Annotated in this window: 4 protein-coding genes and 1 pseudogene; 4 read left to right on the top strand and 1 reads right to left on the bottom strand. The window is 57.3% G+C overall.

Annotated elements, in window-relative coordinates; genetic code table 11:
- The first annotated feature begins 218 nt into the window (after window positions 1-218).
- Genes H6G62_RS28150 through H6G62_RS25885 form a run of 3 tightly spaced genes read left to right on the top strand, consistent with a single transcriptional unit; the run spans window position 219 to window position 3,626 of the window.
- Window positions 219-2,489 carry a M23 family metallopeptidase gene (locus H6G62_RS28150; RefSeq protein WP_190500563.1) on the top strand — a complete coding sequence of 757 codons (2,271 nt, stop codon included), beginning with the start codon at window positions 219-221 and terminating at the stop codon, window positions 2,487-2,489.
- Between the two features lie 20 nt (window positions 2,490-2,509).
- A complete protein-coding gene (locus H6G62_RS25890; RefSeq protein WP_190500561.1) occupies window positions 2,510-2,896 on the top strand; it encodes a hypothetical protein in 387 nt (128 codons plus the stop codon).
- Window positions 2,897-2,936: 40 nt separating this feature from the next.
- Window positions 2,937-3,626 carry a hypothetical protein gene (locus H6G62_RS25885; protein ID WP_190500559.1) on the top strand — a complete coding sequence of 230 codons (690 nt, stop codon included), beginning with the start codon at window positions 2,937-2,939 and terminating at the stop codon, window positions 3,624-3,626.
- A gap of 41 nt (window positions 3,627-3,667) precedes the next feature.
- Here H6G62_RS25885 and H6G62_RS25880 read toward each other — a convergent pair whose 3' ends face one another.
- Entirely contained in the window at window positions 3,668-4,777 is a 1,110-nt protein-coding gene (locus tag H6G62_RS25880) for a DUF5895 domain-containing protein (protein WP_190500557.1), read from the bottom strand.
- A 72-nt stretch (window positions 4,778-4,849) separates the two neighbouring features.
- On the opposite strand from H6G62_RS25880, the pseudogene H6G62_RS25875 reads away from it, so the two are divergent.
- Window positions 4,850-5,226, top strand: a pseudogene (locus tag H6G62_RS25875) (hypothetical protein); the annotation flags it as partial.

Below are 5,226 nucleotides of genomic sequence, written 5' to 3'. Positions count from 1 at the left end.
GTTCTGATTTAGGACGGGTTCAGCCTTCTGAGGATGAATGGCCACCCTCGCCGCTGCCTCAGCCTCAAGGGGTGGTCAATGCGGAGTCTGGCCCATCCGCCTCCGGCAAACCTCCAACCCGACGACAACGACCGCGCACCTATGGCGACGACCCACTGATGCTCTGACGTTAAAGCTTTTGTTAATGACCCATGTTTTTGAAGTGTTTGTCATGGCTGATGGCCATGCTGGTTTGGCTGATGGTCAGCCCCCAGCCTGCCTTAGCCGATGGGGTTCCAACCACTGAATTTTCTGTCTTGCCTGACCAAACGGTCGTTGTGCCCGACTTTGATCAGTTCTCATTCTCCGATTTGCCCGCCTTCGGTGAAAGTGGCGGGTTTCGAGAGGGGCCGTACCAGCGCACCTGGCGCATCGGCCAAACCATCGACCAGGTGCTGACTTTTAGCGACATTCAAGACCTGACCCCTGGCAACTTGACCTTAGATGACATCAGCGCTGTCCTAGGCCAAGACTTGGGTGGGCGTTCTATCCAAGACTTCCCCCTACTTGGCAATCAGTCCATCCACGACCTGATGTCAGCCATCCCGACCCTCGGTGGGTTTGACCTTGATGCGTTACCCCCGATTGCGGCGCTCATCGATGCCGAACTAGGGGACAGGCTACGCCAGGGCCAGACTTTATTCAATGCGGTTCAGCGTTGGCCTGAGTTGGGCGAGTTAGTTTTGGATGACATCGACCTCAGCGCCTTCAGTATCAACCAGATTCCAGGCATAGCCCAGACCGCTCTCGGTACCCTTAGTGGCTTTGAGCAGGCTACTTTGAATCAGGTGCCCGGACTCCGTGACCTACCCCTAGCAAGCTTTCCCAATCCGGTCGCAGTGGTCGGCAACATGACGATGCAGATCGACATGATCTGGGGGCCACGGGAAGGGGATCGGCCTCGTACCCTCTCGGGTTCTGACCAACAAGGCTTTGCGGTGCCTTGCAACATCGACCGTCAAGACTGCGCCTCGATTGAACTTCAGGCGCTGGGGGCTGGATCTGACCCCCTCGACGGGAGCCACTGGGTTTCGGGCAAGTACCAGGAAGTAGAGGGAGGCAGTGGCGTGCTGCAGTTCGTCAATGGGGGGCTGGAACCGACAGGTCGCCATCCCTTTGGCCCTGCGTTTAAGCAGGTGATTTGGGAACCGGAAGAACGGGACGATACGGTGACCAGCGCCCTCTTCTTTCGAGCCTGTGGGTGGGGCGGCTGCACGCCCTACATCATTGGCCCCTTCCCATTCATTACTTACAACATCAATGACCCGATCTTTGTGGGGCTACTCGACAGCGATACCTCCTCTGCAACGCCCTCTCAGCGCACAGGCGCAACCCGAGGAGGGCGGATGCCTGGGCCTGGGAATACCGGGTTGGGTGGAGCGGGAACCATTGGTCGATTTAGCCCAGACTGTATTAACTTACCGGAAGATGCAGACCCAGCTGAGTTCACCTCCAACCGAAACGTCGCGGGCATTGATGTGGGCACCTTGGCGAGCGCCATTGCGAGGATTGAATCCCAGGGCAGCGGCGGCTATTTTGCGGTTGGGCCTCATGTTTGTGCGGATGGAGGCCGCAACTGTGGTCGGGGTCTGGGCAAGTTTCAGTTCATGAGCTACAACGACCAGGCCTCTCAACTCATTGCCGCTCGGCCAGGGGGAACGGCCTTCTTGTCCCGCGTGGGGGGGGGCCATCGCCCGAACTCCGATGAACTGATGCGCTACTTTCCGCCCGAAGACCAAAACCGAGCCTTTGAAGGGTTCTTGGCCAATAACGTTCGACGGGCGGCGGGCCAGATAGATCCCACCACAGGCCGACCCTTTGCAGGGGGACGATTGGTGGAACGAGCGGCCCAGATGCACTTTGGTGGGCCTGGAGTTGCCGTTGATGGCGGTGGGTCGGATACGTTTGGTCGGTTGAGCGTGCGCGCCTACGGTGAAAATGCCCGTCGCGTGTATGAGCAGGGGGGTGGGTCTGTAGGAGGTCTGAATGTTTGTCCGCCACAGACTCAGTCTGCTGGCGGAGGTGGCCCAGCCGGGAAAGCGAGCGGCGAACTGGTGTATCCCGTTCAAGGTCAGTTTCCAGTGACCAGTGAGTTTGGGCCTCGTCCTCGTCCTTGCAGCACGTGTAGTGCTAACCATGCTGGGATTGACTTAGGTACGCCAATGGGCACTCCAGCCGTGGCCGCTGACGGTGGAACGATTACCTTTGCTGGGGTCAGCGGATCGCTGACGAGTGGCTACGGGAATTTAATTATCGTTGACCATGGCAATGGTCGTGAGACTCGTTATGCCCATCTGGACAGGTTGAGTGTGAGCGTGGGTCAAGAGGTCGGCCAGGGAGAGGTAATCGGTACTACTGGTAACACGGGGTCTTCGACCGGGCCGCACCTGCATTTTGAGGTTCGAGAAAATGGGGTTCCTCAAAACCCGAGAAACTACATCAATTTTTAACGATAGAAGGAGAATAGTCTATGAGATTTTGGCGCAGAACAGCTTTAGTCGTTAGCTTATTCGGGTTGTCTTTAGGATTGGTGGTTGCCTCTCCCTGGATGCTTCAAAGCCAAGCTCAGGTCGGCTTTGAGGCTTGTACTGACATCGCTCCACCCATCATTGAACGGGTGGAGTTCATGGCTCAGCAGACCGTAGATGAGCGCACCTTTGGTTTGTTCAGGGTTTTCGATGGGTTTCCAGAACCAGACTATGCGGTTCAATCGGTTGATCGTTCAGGCGAATGTCGGGTTGACTATTGGAACCCGAGTGGACAACCTATTCCGCTTATCGATAGCGAAACTATTCCGTCTGACGTCATTGATAGTTTTGTTGGCCTCATTCGTGAGGATATTGAACAGTACGAATAAGTTTTTTACACGCTGATCTCACACACTCAACACTTGAACCATGTTTTCCAAAAGTGATTTAGTCCAAGGCTTTGACAACCTGCGAACGCTGACCTGGAACGATTGGCGACGGGCGGCAGCGGGGGAGGGGCCGACCTTAGAAGAGGTGGAAGCTGAGTTACCGGGGCCACCCAAATGGCTGCGTCGAGCCGCGAATCGGTTTCGGATGGGCTTTGCCCTAGCCGTTCTGGTTAGCATGGCCCTGACGTTGGTCGGGTGCAGCGCCCAGGCCCAAGATGGGAACTGGCGACCCGTTTCTCAGGTGCTGCCTGACCCCATCATTCATGAATTGATTGAGGCCGAAACCAGCGTGACGGGATCAGAGGCCGACGACCTGGCCGAGACCCTGGTGGGCTGGTCCATTCCTGGGGATGAGGGCCGACTGGTCTTGGTGGATTATCGTAGCGACCTATTGTGCGGCACATCGGGCTGTCTTTACAGCGGCCTCTGGCTCGATGGCGATGAGTTGCAAGGGGAGGGGGTGGTGTTTTCGGCCTACCTAAGGCCCGACCTGCCCCCTGAAGTTCCCTTAATTCAGCCCATTGACGTGGATGACGGGGTGGCCCGACCGTTGCCCTGTCTCCAGGCCAGTCAGGTTGAAGACCATCAAGTGGTGGAGCGGATATCCTGTCTGCGGGGTGGTCGGTACCAAGGCACCCGCAACCGTCGCCTGCCTCTGGCGGCAAGCTAAGCCCAGACCCCACCTAAGCTAGGCAGGGCATGGACTTGGGCTTAGAGATCGTCGTTGTCCTCGTCGTCGTCCTCTGGTTCGTAGTAGTCCTCGTCGTCTTCATCGTCTTCATCGTCTTCATCGACGACAGCGGTTACCTCGATGGCATCCTCTTCGTCAGGGTCGAAATCATCTTCTTCCTCACCCAGTTCGAGGTCGTCAGGGCTGGCCGCCGCCGCGCCACTCGGCAAGGCGTCGAGGGACTGAGCGGGAGGCAAGGCCGCTGCCGCTGTAGGGGCAGATTCCACAAAGCCTGCGACTTCGGTATGCAGACCCCAGACCAGGGCTTTGCCTTGGGGCGTGCCCAGGAAGACCTCGAACAGGGTTTCAGGTGTCGGCACAAACTCAATCATCGCCTTGCAGCAGAGGGACTTGTTCTTGCCCTTCCCTTGCTTTTCGGGGGTGAACGCCACAGGCACGACGACGAGGGAGCGCCATTGGTCGGATTTGCCGCTGTAGGGCAGATTGACGGCCTCCGCAAAGGCCTTTTCGACCTTGCGGTAGTAGTCGTCGCAGGTGCTGATGAAGCTCCACAGGGCGACGTTCTTGAACCGGATGACGATGGGCGTGGTGTGCAGCGGCTGATCCGCATCGTCTAGGAACACGACGGCGTGCTCAGAGACGACGTCCATCAGGGCTTTATCGAGGTGGATTTGGTGGGTTTCGTAAGGCCCAATCAGGGTGTGGGCCAGGGTTTCGTCTTCTCCTCGCTTGGTGAGTTGATCCGCATCTTTGTAGCGGATGTAGGGCGGCACCTTAGCGAGCACCACTAACCGACATTCGGAGAGGAATAGACCCGTGACCGTGTTCTCGCCAATGATGATTTCGTCAAGGTCGTCGGGCAGGTTTAGCCAGCCTGCTGACTCAAGCTGATCCACTGGAATCAGGATGCCTGCTGGGTTGTCGTTGACGACAATGCCGTAGGGCAGTCGAGGCCGCCGAGTCTCATTGAACTCAGGATCGAGGAGTTCAGGATCTACGGTCAACTCGACTTTTGGCTTTCGGGTGCGGGTGCGGGTTTGTCCGGTTTTGGTTTCAGGTTTAGATTTACGGGTTCGGGCTGAAGGTTGGGTTTGAGTCGTGCGCTGGGATGTATTGGTTCGGGTGGCCATATTTGAAAAACTTTGGAAACGTCAATCGCTCCTAAAAGGCGATAGCCGCTGATTAGACCGAGGAAAAGGCTCGTGTTTGGAATTGACCTCCGTGGGCTCATCGAGCAATACAACAATCCCCAGGGCTATGTGATCCTAGGAGCCTTCGGGGTGCTGGTGGTGCTGATGATCCTGCTCAAGGACAATCGGGGCACCATCACCACAGGCCGTACTGCTCAGACCTCTGATAAGTTATCGGCGAATGCCAAGGCGCTCCAGCAACTGCGGTTGCCGCTGGACTATCAGCCTCCCACCCTGAAGCATTCCAAGTCCCAGAAAAACGCCCGACAGCCTTCATCTAAGCGACCCCAGCGGCCCCGCGACGAGTTAACGCTGTGGGCGGGTCGGCCTCCTCAGTTTTGGTGGTCAGGCCGTTGGCGTAAGCTGGGGGCTCAGATTCAGACCGTTAT

Source organism: Phormidium sp. FACHB-1136, from assembly GCF_014697375.1.
GTDB lineage: Bacteria > Cyanobacteriota > Cyanobacteriia > Phormidesmidales > Phormidesmidaceae > Nodosilinea.
This window is presented reverse-complemented; position numbering and strand designations above follow the sequence as displayed.

Excerpts from the sequence above, each read along its gene's own strand:
- H6G62_RS28150 (WP_190500563.1), top strand. The coding sequence starts at position 219 with ATGGCCATGCTGGTTTGGCTGATGGTCAGCCCCCAGCCTGCCTTAGCC.
- H6G62_RS25890 (WP_190500561.1), top strand. The coding sequence starts at position 2,510 with ATGAGATTTTGGCGCAGAACAGCTTTAGTCGTTAGCTTATTCGGGTTG.
- H6G62_RS25880 (WP_190500557.1), bottom strand. The coding sequence starts at position 4,777 with ATGGCCACCCGAACCAATACATCCCAGCGCACGACTCAAACCCAACCT.
- H6G62_RS25885 (WP_190500559.1), top strand. The coding sequence starts at position 2,937 with ATGTTTTCCAAAAGTGATTTAGTCCAAGGCTTTGACAACCTGCGAACG.